This is a genomic window from Georgenia sp. AZ-5 (assembly GCF_043952095.1).
Taxonomy (GTDB): domain Bacteria; phylum Actinomycetota; class Actinomycetes; order Actinomycetales; family Actinomycetaceae; genus Georgenia.
Window position 1 is genome coordinate 1,780,806 of the sequence record NZ_JBINOU010000001.1, and the last position, 17,094, is coordinate 1,797,899.

14 protein-coding genes are annotated in these 17,094 nt (G+C 73.2%); 11 read left to right on the plus strand and 3 right to left on the minus strand.

Annotation, left to right across the window (positions count from 1 at the left end; translation table 11 throughout):
• Positions 1-193: 193 nt before the first annotated feature.
• The 10 genes from ACF0H8_RS08440 to dnaE all read left to right on the plus strand — a co-directional run bounded on the left by ACF0H8_RS08440 (position 194) and on the right by dnaE (position 11,079).
• Complete coding sequence (locus ACF0H8_RS08440; protein WP_395288501.1) at positions 194-1,039, plus strand: cell division protein FtsQ/DivIB; 846 nt, start codon at positions 194-196, stop codon at positions 1,037-1,039.
• Between the two features lie 176 nt (positions 1,040-1,215).
• Positions 1,216-2,478: a cell division protein FtsZ gene (ftsZ, locus tag ACF0H8_RS08445; RefSeq protein WP_395290843.1), complete on the plus strand. Its 1,263-nt coding sequence runs from the start codon at positions 1,216-1,218 to the stop codon at positions 2,476-2,478.
• A complete protein-coding gene (locus ACF0H8_RS08450; RefSeq protein WP_395288502.1) occupies positions 2,475-3,266 on the plus strand; it encodes a polyphenol oxidase family protein in 792 nt (263 codons plus the stop codon). Before ftsZ ends, ACF0H8_RS08450 begins: the two co-directional genes overlap by 4 nt.
• Positions 3,267-3,482: 216 nt before the next feature.
• Positions 3,483-3,974, plus strand: a complete 492-nt coding sequence (locus ACF0H8_RS08455; protein ID WP_395288503.1) for a cell division protein SepF — start codon at positions 3,483-3,485, stop codon at positions 3,972-3,974.
• Positions 3,975-3,977: 3 nt separating this feature from the next.
• Positions 3,978-4,274: a YggT family protein gene (locus tag ACF0H8_RS08460; RefSeq protein WP_395288504.1), complete on the plus strand. Its 297-nt coding sequence runs from the start codon at positions 3,978-3,980 to the stop codon at positions 4,272-4,274.
• 118 nt (positions 4,275-4,392) lie between these two features.
• Positions 4,393-5,010 (plus strand): DivIVA domain-containing protein, encoded by a 618-nt coding sequence (locus ACF0H8_RS08465; protein WP_395290844.1) that lies wholly within the window; start codon positions 4,393-4,395, stop codon positions 5,008-5,010.
• Positions 5,011-5,081: 71 nt separating this feature from the next.
• Complete coding sequence (locus tag ACF0H8_RS08470; protein WP_395288505.1) at positions 5,082-5,924, plus strand: signal peptidase II; 843 nt, start codon at positions 5,082-5,084, stop codon at positions 5,922-5,924.
• Positions 5,917-6,849: an RluA family pseudouridine synthase gene (locus ACF0H8_RS08475; RefSeq protein WP_395288506.1), complete on the plus strand. Its 933-nt coding sequence runs from the start codon at positions 5,917-5,919 to the stop codon at positions 6,847-6,849. The genes ACF0H8_RS08470 and ACF0H8_RS08475 overlap by 8 nt, the downstream gene beginning before the upstream one ends.
• Positions 6,849-7,418: a GNAT family N-acetyltransferase gene (locus tag ACF0H8_RS08480; protein WP_395288507.1), complete on the plus strand. Its 570-nt coding sequence runs from the start codon at positions 6,849-6,851 to the stop codon at positions 7,416-7,418. The genes ACF0H8_RS08475 and ACF0H8_RS08480 overlap by 1 nt, the downstream gene beginning before the upstream one ends.
• A gap of 109 nt (positions 7,419-7,527) precedes the next feature.
• Positions 7,528-11,079, plus strand: a complete 3,552-nt coding sequence (gene dnaE / locus ACF0H8_RS08485) for a DNA polymerase III subunit alpha (protein WP_395288508.1) — start codon at positions 7,528-7,530, stop codon at positions 11,077-11,079.
• 180 nt (positions 11,080-11,259) lie between these two features.
• Here dnaE and ACF0H8_RS08490 read toward each other — a convergent pair whose 3' ends face one another.
• Positions 11,260-12,540 (minus strand): MFS transporter, encoded by a 1,281-nt coding sequence (locus tag ACF0H8_RS08490; protein WP_395288509.1) that lies wholly within the window; start codon positions 12,538-12,540, stop codon positions 11,260-11,262.
• A 256-nt stretch (positions 12,541-12,796) separates the two neighbouring features.
• Positions 12,797-13,030, minus strand: a complete 234-nt coding sequence (locus ACF0H8_RS08495; RefSeq protein ID WP_395288510.1) for an RNA-binding S4 domain-containing protein — start codon at positions 13,028-13,030, stop codon at positions 12,797-12,799.
• 104 nt (positions 13,031-13,134) lie between these two features.
• On the opposite strand from ACF0H8_RS08495, the gene hisD reads away from it, so the two are divergent.
• Positions 13,135-14,487, plus strand: coding sequence for a histidinol dehydrogenase (gene hisD, locus ACF0H8_RS08500; RefSeq protein WP_395288511.1), 1,353 nt, complete (start codon positions 13,135-13,137; stop codon positions 14,485-14,487).
• A 45-nt stretch (positions 14,488-14,532) separates the two neighbouring features.
• Here the strand turns inward: hisD and ACF0H8_RS08505 are convergent, their stop codons facing one another.
• Positions 14,533-17,031: a RecQ family ATP-dependent DNA helicase gene (locus ACF0H8_RS08505; protein ID WP_395288512.1), complete on the minus strand. Its 2,499-nt coding sequence runs from the start codon at positions 17,029-17,031 to the stop codon at positions 14,533-14,535.
• Positions 17,032-17,094 lie beyond the last annotated feature (63 nt).

The following is a 17,094-nucleotide window of genomic DNA, read 5'->3' on the forward strand; positions in this document are numbered from 1 at the left end:
CAGGGGCGCGGAGCCGGCCGCCGGGGCCCGGCCCGCCGACGGCCCGGGGAGGAACGCCTCCGCCTCGGGCGGGAAGCCCGCAAGCTCCACGCGCGTCGCCACGAGCGCGGCCGGCAGGAAGCCCGCCGGCAACGCGCCTTCCGGCACGAGCGCGGCAGGGCAGGAGACCGGCGTCACCACGTCCGCGGGCACGGTGGCGACCCGCTCCGGCGCCGTGACGCGCCCGGGCGGCGGAGCAGCGGGGGAGGCCGCCCGGCGCGTCGACGCGGGCCCGATCCGGACCGCCACGCGCCGCGGACGCTCCAGCGTCAGCACGGGGCTGACCGCGCGCATGGCCGAGCGCGACGCCGCCGCACGCCGGCTCGTCCTCGTCCGCGTCGCCGTCGCGGCGGGCGTGGTGGCGGTGCTGGGCTTCCTCGCGTGGGTGCTGCTCGCCTCCCCCTGGCTGGCGCTCGAGGCGGACGGGATCGACGTCCGCGTCGAGGGCACCACGGTGGACGAGGCGGCGGTGCGCACGCTGGTCGAGCCGGCCGTGGGCACCCCGCTGCTGCGGGTGAGCACCGCCGGGCTCGCCGAGCAGGTCTCGGGCCTCGCCGCCGTCAAGGAGGCGCAGGTGTCGCGGGCGTGGCCGAACGGCCTCAGCGTCGACATCGTCGCCCGGGTGCCGGTCGCCGCCGCCCCGGCCGACGGCGGCTGGGCGCTCCTCGACGGCGAGGGCGTGCAGGTCATGACCGTCCCCGAGGTGCCCGAGGGACTGCCCGAGGTCACCGTGCCGCTCGGGGCGAGCGAGGAGACCGGGCCGGCGCTGGAGGCCGTCCTCACCGTGCTCGGCGCGCTGCCGGAGGACCTGCTCGGGCAGGTGGCGCAGGCGGGCGCCAGCGGCCCGGCGCACGTCACCTTCACGCTGGCGGACGGCGCCACGGTGCGGTGGGGGAGCGCCAAGGACAACGAGCTCAAGACCGAGGTGCTGCGGGTGCTGCGGCAGCAGCCGGCGGGCGTCTACGACGTGACCGTGCCCCGCTCGCCGACCACCGCATGACCGGCGCGCGGCGTGTGCGAGAACCGACACAGCGATTCACCTGCGACACACCTGGCGCGGTGATTGCCCCGCCCCGTCGCGGGACCTAGCGTCCCTGTACGGGAGCAATATGACATAAGTCTAACCCTCAGGTAAAGGTTTAGGGTTGGGCGAGGATGACGACGAGAGGGACCGACGTGGCGGCACCGCAGAACTACCTGGCAGTGATCAAGGTGGTGGGCATCGGCGGTGGCGGCGTGAACGCCGTCAACCGGATGATCGAGGTCGGTCTCAAGGGCGTGGAGTTCATCGCCGTCAACACCGACGCCCAGGCCCTCCTCATGTCCGACGCGGACGTCAAGCTCGACGTCGGCCGTGAGCTGACGCGCGGCCTCGGCGCCGGCGCGGACCCGGAGGTGGGGAAGAAGGCCGCCGAGGACCACGCCGAGGAGATCGAGGAGGTCCTGCGCGGGGCCGACATGGTCTTCGTGACCGCCGGCGAGGGCGGCGGCACGGGCACCGGCGGCGCCCCGGTGGTGGCCCGCATCGCCCGGTCGCTCAGCGCCCTGACCATCGGCGTGGTGACCCGGCCGTTCACCTTCGAGGGCCGGCGGCGTGGCGTCCAGGCCGAGTCCGGGATCGAGGCGCTGCGCGCCGAGGTCGACACCCTCATCATCGTCCCCAACGACCGGCTGCTGTCGATCAGCGACCGCAACGTCTCGGTGCTCGACGCCTTCAAGTCCGCCGACCAGGTGCTCGTCTCCGGTGTCCAGGGCATCACCGACCTCATCACCACCCCGGGGCTGATCAACCTCGACTTCGCCGACGTCAAGTCCGTCATGCAGGGCGCGGGCAGCGCCCTCATGGGCATCGGCTCCGCCCGCGGCGAGGACCGCGCCGTTCAGGCGTCCGAGCTGGCGATCTCCTCCCCGCTTCTCGAGGCGAGCATCGACGGCGCCCACGGCGTGCTGCTGTCGATCCAGGGCGGCTCCGACCTGGGCCTGTTCGAGATCCACGAGGCGGCGCGCCTGGTCCAGGAGGCCGCGCACCCCGAGGCGAACATCATCTTCGGTGCGGTGATCGACGACGCCCTGGGCGACGAGGTCCGCGTGACCGTCATCGCCGCGGGCTTCGACGAGGGCAGCGGCCCATCCGGCTCCACCGCGAAGCTCGGCGCCCGCCCGCAGGTGACAGCGCCGCCCACGGTGCCCGCCCCGGTCGTGCCGAGCGTGCCGTCCCCCGAGGCCGCCGAGCCGGCGCACCGGGCGCCCGCCACCCCGGCCCCGCCGGCCCCGGTGGCCGAGCCGGTCCTGGCCCCGGCCGGGAACCAGGTGCCGGCCTTCATCGACGAGGACGGCGAGCAGCGCCAGCGCGCCTTCGAGGTTCCCCGCATCTTCGACGAGGAGCCCCCGCGCTCGCGCCGCGACGAGGACCTGGACATCCCCGACTTCCTGAAGTGACGGCAGGCGCGGGCGTACCCGCCGTGGGGCTCCTGCCGGCCGAGCTCGGCCCCGGCGCGCGTGGTGGGTTCACCACGCGCGCCGGGGGCGTCTCCGCGGGGCCCTACGCGGGGCCCGGCGGGACCGGCGGGCTGGACCTGGCGCTGCACGTGGGGGACGAGCGCGCGGCCGTCCGGGAGAACCGCCGGCGGGTGGACGCCGCCCTCGGCGCGCCGGTGGCCTGGATGGACCAGGTCCACGGCAACGCCGTCCGCGTCGTGGACCGGGCGACGGACGCGACAGGGGAGTGCGACGCGCTGGTCGCCGTGCCCGGCGCGGCCACCGGCTCCGGTGCGGCCCCCGGCGTCGGCGTGCTGGTCGCCGACTGCGTGCCGGTCCTGCTCGCGGACCCGCGCGGCGCCGTCGTCGCCGCCGTGCACGTGGGGCGGCAGGGGCTGGTGCGCGGCGTCCTGGAGGCCGCGCTGGCCGTCATGGCGGAGCGCGGCGCGCCCGCCGCGGAGCTGTACGCCGCCGTGGGACCGAGCATCTGCGGGCGCTGCTACGAGGTACCGGCGGCGCTGCGCGACGAGGTCGACGCCGTGGTGCCCGGCACGGCGGCGACGACGTCGTGGGGGACGCCGTCGCTGGACCTGCCCGCGGGGGTGCTCGCGCGGCTCGCGGCCGCGGGCGTGCGGCGGGTGCACCACGTCGCCGTGTGCGCGGCCGAGGACGAGAGGTTCTACTCCTACCGCCGTGCCGGCGGGGCCCCGACCGGACGCTTCGCGGGCGTGGTCGCGGCCGGCGCCTGACGGGCACGGTCGACGCGTCTGGCGGGCTCGGCGCACGAGCGACTGACGGGCTTCTCGCAGGCGCCTGCTCCGCGCCCTATCGGGCGCCGACGGGGCCGGGTAGGCTGCGACACGCCGCCCGACGTGCTCAGACGTCACCTCGGCCTGGTCTAGCGTCGGGCACAGCGGCCTGCGTGAGCACGCGCCCGGCCGGCGGATGAGCAACGAGGAGCAGCGATGGCCGGAACCATGCGCAAGATGATGGAGTACCTGTCCCTGGCGGAGCCGGACGACGAGCTCTACGACGACGCGCCCGAGGGTCCGGCCGACGAGGACTCCAGGCCGGAGCGGCCCGAGCCCCGCGAGCGGGTCGAGCACACCGCCGAGGTCACGCCGATCTCGCGCGTGGCCGCCTTTCACACCGAGGAGCCCGCCGCCGTGGAGGACCTTCGCCGCATCGTGACCGTGCACCCCGCGACCTACAACGAGGCCCGGGTCATCGGCGAGGCGTTCCGCGACGGCACCCCGGTGATCATGAACCTCACAGGCATGAGCGAGTCGGAGGCCAAGCGCATGGTGGACTTCTCCGCCGGGCTCGTCTTCGGCCTGCACGGCGCCATCGAGCGGGTCACCAACCGCGTGTTCCTGCTCTCTCCGGCCACCGTCGAGGTGGACTCCAACCGCCCCGACGGCGACCGCATCCCCGGCCGCCTCTTCAACCAGAGCTGAGACTTGAGCCTCATCCTCGGCATCGTCGACTGGATCCTGCTGCTCTACGTGTACGTCCTCATCGGACGGCTCGTGATCGACTGGATCCAGGTGTTCGCCCGGAGCTGGCGCCCCACGGGCGTCGTCCTCGTGCTCGCGAACTTCCTCTACGGCCTGACCGACCCGCCGCTGCGCTACCTCCGGCGTCTCATCCCGCCGCTGCGCATCGGCCCGGTCGCGATCGACCTGGCCTTCATGGTGCTGTTCCTCGGCGTCCTGATCGCCAGGACGCTCATCCGCATGCTCGCGTTTTCTCTGTGACTGGAGTGACGACTAGTGTCAGTCCCGGCACCCCCCTTCGAAGGTCCGCTACGGTTGCACCCGTGAGCAGCGGCATCGAAGGCTCATGACCGAACGACACGACACCGAGGTGACGACTATGGCGCTGCTCACGGCAGACGACGTCCTCAACAAGAAGTTCCAGCCCACGAAGTTCCGTGAGGGCTACGACCAGGACGAGGTCGACGACTTCCTCGACGAGGTGGTCAACACGTTGCGCGTGGTGACCGGCGAGAACGAGGAGCTCAAGGCCAAGCTGGCCGCCGCTGAGCGTCGCGTCGCCGAGCTGAGCCGCGGCGAAGGCGCCGAGGCCCGCGCCGCCGCCGAGCCCGAGCCCGTCGTCGAGGCGCCGAAGCAGCAGCCCGCGCCGGCCCAGCCCGCGTACGCCGCCCCCGCCCAGGGCGGCACCTCCGAGCCCGAGTCGGCCACCGGCATGCTCGCCCTGGCCCAGCGCCTGCACGACGAGTACGTGCGCAACGGCAAGGAGGAGGGCGACCGCATCATCGCCGAGGCGCAGGCCGAGGGGCAGCGGATCGTCAAGGAGGCCGAGGACCAGCACAACCGGACCCTGACCCAGCTCGAGCAGGAGCGGTCCCTCCTGGAGCGCAAGATCGACGAGCTGCGCACCTTCGAGCGCGACTACCGCACCCGCCTCAAGAGCTACCTCGAGTCGCTGCTGGCGAACGTCGAGGGCGGTGCCAAGGCCGAGGCCATCTGAGCCCAGCACCGACACGACGGCGACGACCCCCCGGGGCCGTCGCCGTCGTCGTACGTGCGAGACTTCTCGGGATGGACGACGAGCACCTCAGGGCCGCACCGGCCGTGCAGCACCCGGAAACTGACCCCACGGCCGACCGCCCGCGCCCGGGGGGCCCGCAGGAGGACGGCGGTGCCGGCGCCGCGGCGGCCGACGGCGGCGTCCCCGCCCCGGCCGGCCAGGGCGACGCCGAGGTCGCGACCCCCACGGACGCCCCCGTCCGGGTTCCCGCGGACGCGCGGCGGCGGCGCCGCCTCGTCGGGCTCCTGCTCGGCCTGACGGCGGTCGTCGCCGTCGTCGACCAGGTCACGAAGCTCCTCGCCGAGGAGCGGCTCGAGCCCGGCGTCGTGACGCCGTTGCTGGGCGACCTCCTCGGCCTCCAGCTGATCTACAACCCGGGCGCGGCGTTCTCCTTCGCCACCGGCATGACCTGGATCTTCACGCTCATCTCGCTCGTGGTGCTCGTCGTGATCCTGCGGGTGGCGCGCCGGCTGGGATCGGTCGGGTGGGCGGCCGCGCTCGGTCTGCTGCTGGGCGGCCTGCTCGGCAACCTCTACGACCGGCTCTTCCGTGAGCCCGGCTTCGCCGTCGGGCACGTTGTCGACTTCATCAACTACGGCGGGTACTTCGTCGGGAACGTCGCGGACATCGCGATCGTGGGGGCGGCGGTGCTCATCGGCATCCTGGCGCTGCGCGGACGCGAGGTCGACGGCACGCTCGCGGGGGAGGTCGTGGCGGCCGGCGCGTCCGAGACCGCTGGTGCGGCCGCGGCGGCCGGCGCGTCCGAGACCGCTGGCGCGCCCGTGGCGGCCGGCGCGTCCGAGACCACCGGCGCGGCCGGGACGGTCGGCGCGGGGGAGGAGCGGGATGCCTGAGGTCCGTTCGCTCCCGGTGCCGGACGGACTGGTGGGCGAGCGGGTCGACGCCGCCCTGGCACGGCTGCTCGGGCTGTCCCGGAGCCGCGCCGCGGAGCTGGCGACCGGCGGCCACGTGACGCTCGACGGGCGCACGCTCGGCAAGTCCGACCGGCTGGTCGCCGACGGCTGGCTGGAGGTCACGCTGCCCGACGCCGTGCCCGCCGCCGAGCCGGTCCCCGTGCCCGTGGAGGGCATGGAGATCCGGTACGAGGACGACGACGTGGTGGTCGTCGACAAGCCCGTCGGCGTGGCGGCCCATCCGAGCCCCGGCTGGGACGGCCCGACCGTCATCGGCGCGCTTGCCGCGGCGGGGCACCGCATCTCCACGTCGGGGGCGGCCGAGCGGCAGGGGATCGTGCATCGGCTCGACGTCGGCACCTCCGGGCTGATGGTGGTCGCCCGCTCCGAGCGCGCCTACACCGCGCTCAAGCGCGCGTTCAAGGAGCGCACGGTGGAGAAGGTCTATCACGCGCTCGTCCAGGGGCACCCGGACCCCTCCGCGGGAACCATCGACGCGCCGATCGGCCGCCACCCGAGCCTGGACTACAAGATGGCGGTCGTCGCCGGCGGCAAGGAGTCGGTCACGCACTACGAGACCGTCGAGGCCATGCCCGGCGCGTCACTGCTCGAGATCCACCTGGAGACTGGCCGTACCCACCAGATCCGCGCGCACATGGCGGCGGTGCGGCACCCCTGCGTCGGCGACGTCACCTACGGCGCGGACCCCAGGCTCGCCGCCCGCCTGAGCCTGTCCCGGCAGTGGTTGCACGCGGTCCGCCTCGGGTTCGAGCACCCCACCACGGGTCAGTGGATCCAGGTGACGAGCCCCTACCCCGAGGACCTCGCGGCGGCGCTCGAGACGATGCGGGACGGGGGCCGCTGATGGCGCGGACACACGGCGTCGCGGGATGGGCCGAGGACCTTGACGGCGGGCCGGTCGGCGACGGCGCCGGAGGGCTCGCCGTCGTCCGGGTGACGCGCCGCGAACAGCTCGAGCAGGCCTGGGCCGTGCGGATGGAGGTCTTCGTCGACGAGCAGCACGTGCCCGCCGAGGAGGAGGTCGACGACCTCGACACCGCGGAGACGACCACGCACGTCCTCGCCGTCGACACCGCCACGGGCGCGGTGCTCGGCACCGGCCGCCTCCTCACGGACCCGGCACACGCCGGCGAGGTCCATCTCGGCCGACTGGCGGTGCGGGCGGCCGCGCGCGGCCGCGGCGTGGGCGCCCGGCTCGTCGTCGCCCTCGAGGGCCTCGCGCTCGCCGAGCACGGGGTGGCGGCGAGCCGGCCGGGAGCCGGGGACGAGGCCCTGGCGGTCACGGTGGTCCTCTCCGCCCAGGAGCATGCGACGGGGTTCTACCGGCGGCTCGGCTACGAGCTTCTCGACGGGCGGCGCTACCTCGACGCCGGCATCTGGCACCGGGACATGGCGCACCGCATCAGCTCCTGAGACGCCCGCCGCCGGGCCCGACCGACAGCCGCGCCCGTGTGGCGTGTGCCGCTCGGGACACGCGCGGGGCGTCCCGGGAGTGTCTGCGGGGCCACCTAGACTGACCCGCATGGCAGCCGGAGGATCTGAAGATTTCGTCCACCTCCACGTGCATACCGAGTACTCGATGCTCGACGGCGCCGCCAAGCTGGACCCGCTGTTCGCCGAGGTGAACCGGCTCGGTCAGAAGGCCATCGCCATGACCGACCACGGCTACATGTTCGGCGCGTACGACTTCTGGGCCAGGGCCCGCAGCGCCGGCGTGAAGCCCATCATCGGAGTCGAGGCGTACCTCACCCCGGGCACCGCCCGGGCGGACAAGACCCGCGTGCGCTGGGGCGACGAGTCCCAGGCCGACGACGACGTCTCGGCCCGCGGCTCCTACACGCACATGACGATGCTCGCGCGCACCACCGAGGGCATGCACAACCTCTTCCGCATGGCCTCCCTCGCCTCGCTGGACGGGCAGATGGGCAAGGCCCCGCGCATGGACCGCGAGCTGCTCACCACCTACGGGAAGGGGCTCATCGCCACCACCGGCTGCCCCTCCGGCGAGGTGCAGACGCGCATCCGTCTGGGCCAGTACGAGGAGGCCCGCCGGGCGGCCGGGGAGTTCCAGGACATCTTCGGCAAGGAGAACTACTACGTCGAGCTGATGCAGCACGGTCTCGACCTCGAGTCCCGGGTGATCCCGGACCTGCTGCGGCTGTCCAAGGACATCGGCGCGCCGCTGCTGGCGACGAACGACTCCCACTACGTCAAGGCCGAGGACGCCACCACGCACGACGCGTTGCTGTGCATCAACTCCGGCTCGGTCCTCGCCGACCCCAACCGGTTCAAGTTCACCGGCGACACGTACTACGTCCGATCCGGCGCCGAGATGCGCGAGGTCTGGCGGGACTACCCCGAGGCGTGCGACAACACCCTCCTGGTCGCCGAGCAGTGCGACGTCTCGTTCCGCACCACCAACGACGGCGCGAACTACATGCCGCGCTTCGACGTCCCGCCGGGGGAGGACGAGCACTCCTGGTTCGTCAAGGAGGTCGAGGCCGGGCTGCACTACCGGTTCCCGGACGGCATCCCGGACGACGTGCGCAAGCAGGCCGAGTACGAGGTCGGCATCATCACCCAGATGGGCTTCCCGGGGTACTTCCTCGTCGTCGCCGACTACATCAAGTGGGCCAAGTCGAGGGGTATCCGTGTGGGCCCGGGCCGTGGCTCCGGGGCCGGGTCGATGGTGGCCTACGCGATGCGCATCACCGACCTCAACCCGCTCGCCCACGGCCTGATCTTCGAGCGGTTCCTGAACCCGGACCGTGTGTCCATGCCCGACTTCGACGTCGACTTCGACGAGCGCCGGCGCGGGGAGGTCATCGACTACGTCACCAAGAAGTACGGCGACGACCGCGTGGCGCAGGTGGTCACCTACGGCACCATCAAGGCCAAGCAGGCGCTGAAGGACTCCTCCCGCGTGCTGGGCTACCCCTACGCGATGGGGGAGAAGCTCACCAAGGCGATGCCGCCGTCGGTGATGGGCAAGGACATCACCCTGCACGGGATCTTCGACCCCAGCGACAAGCGGTACGCCGAGGCGGAGGAGTTCCGCCAGGTCTACAACGCCGACCCTGAGGCGCAGAAGATCGTCGCGACGGCGCAGGGCCTGGAGGGCATCAAGCGGCAGTGGGGCGTGCACGCCTGCGCCGTCATCATGTCCTCGCACCCGCTGATCGACATCATCCCGATCATGCGCCGCCCTCAGGACGGCGCCATCATCACGCAGTTCGACTACCCGACCTGCGAGGGCCTCGGCCTGCTGAAGATGGACTTCCTGGGCCTGCGCAACCTCACCGTCATCGGCGACGCGCTCGACAACATCGTCGCCAACGACAAGGACCCGGTCGACCTCGAGCGGCTGGGGCTCGACGACCCCAAGACGTACGACCTGCTCGCACGCGGCGAGACGCTCGGCGTGTTCCAGCTCGACGGCGGCGGCATGCGGACGCTGCTGCGACTCATGCGCCCCGACAACTTCGAGGACATCTCCGCCGTCGGCGCCCTGTACCGCCCGGGCCCGATGGGTGCGAACTCCCACACGAACTACGCGCTGCGCAAGAACGGCCAGCAGAAGATCGAGCCGATCCACCCCGAGCTCGAGGAGCCGCTCAAGGACATCCTGGGCACGACCTACGGCCTGATCGTCTACCAGGAGCAGGTCATGGCCATCGCGCAGAAGGTGGCGGGCTTCACGCTCGGCCAGGCCGACCTGCTGCGCCGCGCGATGGGCAAGAAGAAGAAGTCGGAGCTGGACAAGCAGTACGCCGGCTTCGAGGCTGGCATGCTCGAGCGCGGCTACTCCAAGGAAGCCGTCAAGACGCTCTGGGACATCCTGCTGCCCTTCTCCGACTACGCCTTCAACAAGGCGCACTCGGCCGCCTACGGCGTCGTCTCGTTCTGGACCGCGTACCTCAAGGCCAACTACCCGGTCGAGTACATGGCGGCGCTGCTCACCTCGACGCAGGACAACAAGGACAAGCTCGGCATGTACCTCGCCGAGTGCCGCCACATGGGCATCACGGTCCTGCCGCCGGACGTCAACACCTCCGCGGCCAACTTCACCCCCGTGGGCAACGAGATCCGCTTCGGCCTGGCCGGTATCCGCAACGTCGGCGCCAACGTGGTGCAGGCGATCCTCGACACCCGCGAGGAGAGGGGCGCGTTCACCTCGTTCAACGACTTCCTCGACAAGGTCCCGGTCGTCGTCTGCAACAAGCGCACCATCGAGTCGCTCGTCAAGGCAGGCGCGTTCGACACGCTCGGGCACACCCGGCGCGCGCTGGTGGCGCGGCACGAGGAGGCCGTCGACGCCGTCGTCGACGTCAAGCGCAACGAGGCCGTGGGCCAGTTCGACCTCTTCGCGGCCCTCGGCGGGGACGACGGCGGGGCCGGGGCGGGGTTCAGCGTGGAGATCCCGGACCTGCCCGAGTGGGACAAGAAGCAGAAGCTCGCGTTCGAGCGGCAGATGCTGGGGCTGTACGTCTCCGACCACCCGCTCGCCGGCCTGGAGCACGTGCTGCAGCGGGCGGCGGACACCCAGGTCGCGTCGTTGCTGGAGGACGACGCACGGCCGGACGGCTCGAGCGTGCACATCGCCGGCCTGGTGACCTCGCTGCAGCGGAAGATGACCAAGAACGGCAACCCGTGGGCCATCGCGACCGTCGAGGACATGACCGGTTCCATCGAGGTGCTGTTCTTCCCGCAGACCTTCGCCACTGTCTCCACCGCGCTGGCGGAGGACACCATTGTGACGGTCCGCGGCCGGCTCAACCGGCGCGACGACATCCCGACCATCTACGCCCAGGAGATGACGCTCCCCGACGTCTCCGACGCCGAGGACGGGCCAGTGAGCCTGACCGTCGCCGCGAACCGGTGCACCGGGCCCGTGGTGGAGCAGCTCCGGGTCGTCCTGGCCAACCACCCGGGCTCGTCGGAGGTCCGGCTGCGCCTGACCAGCCCCGGCCGCGCCACTGTCATGAAGCTTGCGGACAACCTGCGGGTGGCGCCGAGCTCGGCGCTGTTCGGTGACCTCAAGGCGCTGCTCGGGCCGAGCTGCATGGTGCACTGAGCACGTTCGGGCAGATGGCCGGTCGTCTCCTGCTTCCAGTCCGGTCGAGCTGCCGTGTGCGCTGCCGATCGCGGCTTGCGGGCTGTCGTTCGCACCGGCCGCTCTGTCGGGGCGCCCGGCGCCGCGACGGCCCGCGGTCCTGAGGGCTGGCCGGTGTGCGAGACCGGCCAGCCTGCTCGGTCACTGAGCCGTCGGCGTTGCGGTGCGCGCGTCCGCGTCGTGCGTGACGCCGAAACGGCGCCAGATGGCGGTGAGCAGGAGTGCGGAGAGCACGGCGCAGGCACCGAACAGGACGAAGTTCGAGCCCACGCCGAGCCCCGCGGCGAGGAGCAGCCCGCCGACCTGCGGGGCGGCCACGGCGCCGACGCGGCCCATGCCGAGCCCGAAGCCGAGGGCCGTCCCGCGCAGGTTGGCGGGGTAGTAGGTGGCGATGGCGGCGATGATGAGGGCCTGCGTGCCGTGCGTGCCGACGCCCGCCAGGACGAGGATCAGGTAGACGGCTCCGACCGGCGGCTGGGTGACGAGGAGCAGGAGCGAGACGCCCGCCAGGCCGGCGGCGACCACACCGGTGGGGACGGTCCCGAACCGGTCGCCCGCCCACGCGGTCACCACCGAGCCGGCTACCGCGCCGAGGTTGAGGGCGAGGGCGAACATGAGCGAGGAGCCGAGGTCGTAGCCCGCGATCTCCATGAGGTTCGGCAGCCACGTGCCGAGGCCGTACCAAGCCATCAGCGTCACCACGGTGGTCAGGGCGAACAGGACCGTGACGAGCAGGAACGGCGGCCGGAGGATCGTGCCGAAGCCAGGCCGATGCGGGGGGTCCGCGTGGGTGCGGGCATGCCCGGCGTCGGACGGGAGGACCTTGATCGCCAGCGGCACGAGCACCAGGAGCGCGACGAGCGCGACGGCGAACATCGGCCGCCACCCGAACGCGGGGATCACCGGGATGCCCAGCAGCGCGGCGAGGGAGCCGCCGATCGGGACGCCAGACATCATCACCGTCGCGGTGGCCGCGCGCCAGCGCGTCGGCACCAGGTCCGCGGCCAGCGCGTTCGCACTCGGAACGAGGCCGCCGAGCCCCAGGCCGGCGAGGAAGCGCAGTGCGCCGAAGGTGATCGGGTCCGGGGCGAGCGCGCAGAGCGCGGTGAAGATCGAGAGAACCACGGCCGACCCGATGATGGTCCGCTTGCGGCCGATGTGGTCGGCGAGCCGGCCTGCCCCCAGGGCGCCGAGCATCATGCCGAGGAAGGCCACGGAACCGACCGTGCCCGCCTGTGCGCTGTCCAGCCCCCACTCCTCGCGCAGCCGGGCCTGGACGGTGCCGTAGACGATCAGGTCGTAGCCGTCGAAGACGACGAAGAGCCACGCCACGAGCACCGCGGCGAGGGCGCGGGGACCGGGGGTGCGCTCGGTCGAGGGCGGGGGTTCTGTGGGCAGCGTTCGTACGGGCATCGTCGCCATGGGTGTCTCTCCTGCGAGCGGGACAGGCGGGGTGACCGCCAGCACATTTGCCGAAGACCTTAGGCGTGCCTTCCGGCACGGGCAATAACAGGGCGGACCGTTCTGCACAACGGAAAAGATCCTCGACGTGGGTGCGTATGGATCGGCCGCCGGGATGCGCTCCAGCCCGTCGGGGCAGGCGTACCAGCGCGCGCGTCTCGCTCGCTTGCCCGTCTTGACACCCGCCCGCCTGGTCACCGCCGAGGAGCGCCCGGCGTCACCCGACGCGCGCTGACACCGTCCCCGTCGGCGTCTCCACCGCCACGACCATGCCGTGAGAGAGCTGGCGGCCCCGGCGCGTCTCCACGGCGCCGTCGACGCTCACCTCGCCGTCGGCGATGAGGTCACGAGCATGGGCGCCCGACTCGGCCAGGTTCGCCAGCTTGAGGAACTGCCCGAGGCGGATGGTGCCGGTGGTGGGAACGGTGGGGATGTAGTCGTCCGTGGTCATGAGCCCATCGTCCGCCCTCCTGGCCGTGGAGGCGGCACGCGGGCCCCCTCCGTGTGCCGGGAGGTCCCCAGGAGCCCAGGGCTGGCGCCGTTAGGATCGAGGCCATGCTCAAGCGCATCGACCTGCGTGGTCAGACCCTGTCCGCCGCCGAGCTCGCCGCCGTGCTCCCGCGCGCGGCGCTCGACGTCGAGGGCGCGATGGCGCAGATCAGGCCGGTGCTCGAGGACGTTCGCGCCCGCGGCGCAGCGGCGCTGCGGGACCTGGGGGAGCGCTTCGACGGCGTGCGCCCGGAGCACCTGCGGGTCCCGGCCGCGGTCATCGCCGAGGCGCTCGAGCAGCTCGACCCCGCCGTGCGGGAGGCGCTGGAGATCTCCATCGAGCACAACCGCAAGGGGCACACCGCGCAGCTCCCGCGCGAGACCAGCACCGAGATCGCGGACGGCGGTGTGGTCCGCCAGCGCTGGGTACCGGTGCGCCGGGTAGGTCTCTACGTACCCGGTGGGCTCGCCGTCTACCCCTCCAGCGTGGTGATGAACGCCGTCGCCGCGCAGGTCGCGGGCGTGGAGCAGCTGGCCATCGCGAGCCCGCCCCAGAAGGACTTCGGCGGGCTGCCCCACCCGGTGATCCTGGCGGCCTGCGCGCTCCTCGGGGTCGGCGAGGTCTACGCGGTCGGCGGCGCCCAGGCGGTGGCCATGTTCGCCTACGGCGCCCGCGCCGAGAACGACACCGACCGGGCGGACGCCGCCGCGGCCGGCCTGGCCGGCGAGGAGCTGTGCGAGCCGGTCGACGTCGTCACCGGCCCGGGCAACATATACGTCGCCGCCGCCAAGCGGGCCGTGATGGGGACGGTGGGCATCGACGCCGAGGCCGGCACCACCGAGATTGCGGTGCTGGCGGACGGCGGCGCCAACCCGGCGTTCGTCGCCGTCGACCTGATGTCCCAGGCGGAGCACGACCCCGCCGCGGCCTCCGTGCTCATCACCGACTCGACCGAGCTCGCCGACGCCGTCGACGCGGAGATCGCGCGCCGCGTGCCGGCCACCAAGCACGCCGAGCGCATGCGGACCGCGCTGGCGGGGCCGCAGTCCGGGACGGTGCTCGTCTCGGACATGGACCAGGCCGTGGCCGTCGCCGACGCCTACGGCGCCGAGCACCTGGAGATCCAGACGGCGGACGCGGCGGCGGTCGCCGGACGGATCCGCAACGCCGGGGCGATCTTCGTCGGCCCGTACTCCCCGGTCCCGCTCGGGGACTACCTCGCCGGCTCGAACCACGTGCTGCCGACCGGCGGCACGGCCCGCTTCGCCAGCGGTCTCAACGTCACCGCTTTCATCCGCTCCGTGCAGGTCATCGAGTACGGCGAGACCGCCCTGAAGGGGCTTGCCGCCCCGCTGACAGCCCTGGCCACCTCCGAGGACCTGCCGGCCCACGCCGAGGCGGTCAACGCGAGGTTCTGACGCCGGCGCGCCAGGTCCCGGGGCCGAGCCTTGCTTCCCAGGACCTCAGCGCTGCGCGAGCACGAACGGGTGCACGGCGGCCGCGCCGGCCTGACGCAGCATCCGGGCGGCGACAGCGAGCGTCCAGCCGGAGTCGGTGTAGTCGTCCACGAGGACGACGGTCCGCCCGGGCAGCCCGGCCAGTGCCGCCTCGCTGAGGCCGAGGTGCAGCCGTCGTTGGACGCCCGCCAGCCGCTGGGCCGAGTTGACGTCGTGCCGCCCGGCCGCCCGGTCCGGGGCCGGCGACACCTCCCCGACGACCGGCGCACGCAGGATGTGCGCCACGCCGCGGGCGAGATGGGTCACCAGCTGCGGCCGGGTCGCGGAACCGATGACGATGACGCCGTCCACGCCTGCCGTCCCGTCGCCGCGCCGGAGCGAGCCCGTCCACTCCTCGAGCACCTGCTGCACGGGCTGGCGAAGGGCGGCCGGAAGGAGGCCGTCGTGCCCGCGCACTGCCTCGGCCGTGCTCGTCCCGGCCCGGGACCCGGCCGTGCCGCGCCCGGGTGCTTCCGGTCCGCGCCCAGCTGTCGCCACGTCTGCCCCGGGCTCTGCTGAGCCGGCGGGGTCCGTGACCGACCGGGTGCCGTCCCGAGACTCCTCGGCCGCCGGTGCGCCCCCATCGTGGCCCGGCTCGAAGAGCTCACGCAGAGCGACCGACCATCCCAGCCCGTCCAGTCGTGCGAGGGCCCGACCCGGCTCGGCGCGCTCGGCGTCGGGAATCTTCCCGCGCAGGTCCAGGCCGAGAGCGTCCATTCCGGTGGGCCACTGGCGCCGTGGGGTGATCTCGATGCCCGGCCGGTCCAGGGCGGCTCGTGCCTGCCGCACGGCGGCGCCGTCGACCGATCCCTCGAGCGTCATGCCGCCGCACAGGTCGCAGCGGCCGCAGCGCCATCCGTCGGTGAGCTCGGGGTCGTCGAGCTGGGCGCGCAGGTACGCCATGCGGCACGAGCCGGCGGGCAGCTGCTCGTAGCCGAGCATGGCCTGCTGCTCGGCCTCGCGGGTTGCCGCGACCCGGGCGTACCGCTCGGCGTCATAGGTCCAGGCCTGGCCTGTCGCCTCCCAGCCGCCGCGCACCCGGCGCACCGCGCCGTCGACGTCGAGCACCTTGAGCATCGTCTCGAGCCGGTTGCGCCGCAGGTCCACCTGCGTCTCCAGCTTCGCGGTGGACATCGTCCCGCCCTCGGCCAGCGCGGCCAGCGCCTCGCGGACGGACCTTTCGGCGGGGAAGGCGAGGGAGCCGAAGTAGTCCCAGATGTCCCGGTCCTCCTGGCCGGGCAGGAGGACCACGTCCGCCCGGGCGACGCCGCGTCCGGCACGGCCGACCTGCTGGTAGTAGGCGATGGGGGAGGACGGGGCCCCCAGGTGGATGACGAAGGCGAGGTCCGGCTTGTCGAAGCCCATGCCGAGCGCCGACGTCGCGACGAGCGCCTTGACCCGGTTCTCCTTCAGGTCCGCCTCGAGCTGCTCGCGTTCCGCGGTGTCGGTCTGGCCGGTGTAGGGGCGGACCTCGTGCCCCGCGGCGCGGAGCTGCTCCGCGACCTGCTGTGCGGCGGCGACGGTGAGGGTGTAGATGATGCCGGAGCCCTCGTAGCGGCTCAGCTCGCGCGACAGCCACGCGATGCGGCTGGGCTGGTCGGGCAGCCGCAGCACACCCATGTGGAGGGAGGGGCGGTCAAGAGACCCGCGGAGCACCAGCACGCCCGCCTCGGCCCGGCCGACGCCGAGCTGCTCGGCGACGTCGGCGCTCACGCGGGCGTTGGCCGTCGCGGTGGTCGCGAGCACGGGAATGCCGTCTGGAAGCTCGCCGAGGAGGGTCTTGATGCGGCGGTAGTCCGGGCGGAAGTCATGGCCCCAGTCGGAGATGCAGTGCGCCTCGTCGACGACCACGAGGCCGGCGCTCGCGGCCAGGCGCGGCAGCACCTCGTCGCGGAAGCCCGGGTTGTTGAGCCGCTCCGGCGAGCACAGCAGCACGTCGACCTCGCCGGCGGCGATGGCGGCGTGTATCTCGTCCCACTCGGTGACGTTCGACGAGTTGATGGTGACCGCCCTGATGCCGGCGCGTGCGGCGGCGCCGATCTGGTCCCGCATCAACGCCAGGAGGGGCGAGATGATCACCGTCGGGCCCGACGGCGGTCGGCCGGCCGCCCCGGCGCGCAGCAGGGCGGTGGCGACGAAGTAGACGGCGGACTTCCCCCAGCCGGTGCGCTCCACGACCAGCGCGCGCCGGCGACCCGCGACGAGCGCCTCGATCGCCGTCCACTGGTCCTCGCGGAGGCGGGCGTCATCTCGGCCCACCAGCGCCCGCAGGGCGGCCTCGGCCTGGACCCGGAGCGCACCGTCCGGCAGAGCCGCCTCGCCGTGGGGGCGCACGTCGGCGCCCGGTGCGGTCGCGTCGCCCTGAGTGCGCACGTCGCCGCCCGGTGCGGTCGCGTCGCCCTGAGTGCGCACGTCGACGCCGGGCGTGGCGGTGGTCGGCGCGACGGCGTGGTGCTGATCGCTCATGGTGGTCCTCTCGTCGGCCTCCACGCTCTCACACGGCGGTGACGCCGGAGCCGGGGGTGTGCA

Coding starts and splice junctions, on each gene's coding strand:
- ACF0H8_RS08455 (WP_395288503.1), top strand. CDS start 3,483: ATGGCCGGAACCATGCGCAAGATGATGGAGTACCTGTCCCTGGCGGAG.
- ACF0H8_RS08465 (WP_395290844.1), top strand. CDS start 4,393: ATGGCGCTGCTCACGGCAGACGACGTCCTCAACAAGAAGTTCCAGCCC.
- ACF0H8_RS08470 (WP_395288505.1), top strand. CDS start 5,082: ATGGACGACGAGCACCTCAGGGCCGCACCGGCCGTGCAGCACCCGGAA.
- ACF0H8_RS08475 (WP_395288506.1), top strand. CDS start 5,917: ATGCCTGAGGTCCGTTCGCTCCCGGTGCCGGACGGACTGGTGGGCGAG.
- ACF0H8_RS08480 (WP_395288507.1), top strand. CDS start 6,849: ATGGCGCGGACACACGGCGTCGCGGGATGGGCCGAGGACCTTGACGGC.
- dnaE (WP_395288508.1), top strand. CDS start 7,528: ATGGCAGCCGGAGGATCTGAAGATTTCGTCCACCTCCACGTGCATACC.
- ACF0H8_RS08490 (WP_395288509.1), bottom strand. CDS start 12,540: ATGGCGACGATGCCCGTACGAACGCTGCCCACAGAACCCCCGCCCTCG.
- ACF0H8_RS08495 (WP_395288510.1), bottom strand. CDS start 13,030: ATGACCACGGACGACTACATCCCCACCGTTCCCACCACCGGCACCATC.
- hisD (WP_395288511.1), top strand. CDS start 13,135: ATGCTCAAGCGCATCGACCTGCGTGGTCAGACCCTGTCCGCCGCCGAG.
- ACF0H8_RS08505 (WP_395288512.1), bottom strand. CDS start 17,031: ATGAGCGATCAGCACCACGCCGTCGCGCCGACCACCGCCACGCCCGGC.